General features: G+C 62.6%; 1 protein-coding gene. It reads left to right on the top strand.

What is annotated here, in order from left to right; all coding sequences use genetic code 11:
* The coding region (locus EOA86_RS34070) for a mechanosensitive ion channel domain-containing protein (RefSeq protein WP_164892299.1) at positions 1 to 1541 on the top strand (1541 nt) is incomplete at both ends.

The following is a 1541-nucleotide window of genomic DNA, read 5'->3' on the forward strand; positions in this document are numbered from 1 at the left end:
GTGAATTTACCGGCTTCTACAAGGCGGTGTCGTCCTGGCTGACCTTCGCCTTCAAGTTCAAGTTCCAGGCCGTGCTGGCCGCGACCTTGACGGCGCTCTCCCTGGCGGCAGTGCTTTTTGTCGGTGGGCGGCGTCTGTTCGGACGTGTCTTCGAAGCAGACCCTTCCGTCGAGGATCCGTCCTATCTCAGCCGGCTGTCGGTGGCGTTCTGGTCGACATTGCTGCCGACGCTGGCGGTCGGCGTCTTTCTCGTCTCGACTGTGTTCTTTTTCAACTACTACAACGTGTTGCGCGGCGACATTGGCGTTTTCCTGAATGCGCTGGTCGCCGTCATCGCGGTGGTGTTCTGCGTCAACCGGCTGACCAATGCGGCGCTGGAGCCGCGGCTGCCGAACTGGCGGCTCATACCCGTTGAAACGGGTCCGGCACGCTGGCTGGTGCGGCTGACGACCGCCATGGCGGTGGTGATCGGCGTCAACAATTTCCTGTCGGTCGTCAACGACAAGATGGGCTCGCCGCTGTCGCTGACCATCGCCAGAAGTTTTGTCGCCACCATCATCGTCGGCGTCATCCTGATCCTGATGGGGCTGCTGAAACCGTTCAAGGCACCCGACGGAAGCTGGCGCCCCTGGCCGGTGTGGCTGCGCTACACGGCTGTCGCGCTCGGCGTTTTCACCATCGCCACGGCGCTGCTCGGCTATATCGGCCTCGCCATCTTCGTCTCGCTGCAAGTCGTGGTCACCGGAACCATTCTGGTCACCGCCTATATCGGCTTCCTGTCGGCGCGGGCGATCAGCGAGGAAGGCGGCTTTGCCAACACGTCGATCGGGCGCTGGCTATCGACCAATTCCAGCTATGAGGAGTCCGCGCTCGACCAGCTCGGCCTGGTCGTCAGCGTCGCCATAAACCTGATGATCGTGCTGGTGTTCCTGCCGCTGATCCTGTTGACGTGGGGCTTCCAGCCCGGCGACATCCAGGCCTGGGGCTATAAGCTGGCGACGGGCCTCACCATCGGCTCGGTGACGATCTCGGTGACCGGAATCCTGACCGGCATCATTGTCTTCATTATCGGCTATTTCCTGACGCGCTGGTTCCAGGGCTGGCTCGACGGCTCGGTGATGGCGCGCGGCAAAGTCGACACCGGCGTGCGAAACTCAATCCGGCTGGCGGTCGGCTATGCCGGCGTGGCGCTCGCAGCACTCGTCGGCGTCTCGGCGGCGGGCATCGATCTCTCCAATCTGGCGCTTGTCGCCGGCGCCCTGTCCCTCGGTATCGGCTTTGGCCTGCAGAATGTCGTCTCCAACTTCGTCTCCGGTCTGATTCTTTTGGCTGAGCGGCCGTTCAAGGTCGGCGACTGGATCGTCGCCGGTGACATCAGCGGCACGGTCAAGAAGATCAGTGTGCGCGCTACCGAGATCGAGACGTTCCAGCGGCAGTCGGTGATCCTGCCCAATTCAAACCTGATCAACAATGCCGTCGGCAACTGGACGCACCGCAACAAGCTCGGTCGCATCGACATCAAGGTCGGCGTCGCCTACGGC

It is taken from the genome of Mesorhizobium sp. M5C.F.Ca.IN.020.32.2.1, assembly GCF_004023105.1.
Lineage (GTDB): Bacteria > Pseudomonadota > Alphaproteobacteria > Rhizobiales > Rhizobiaceae > Mesorhizobium > Mesorhizobium wenxiniae.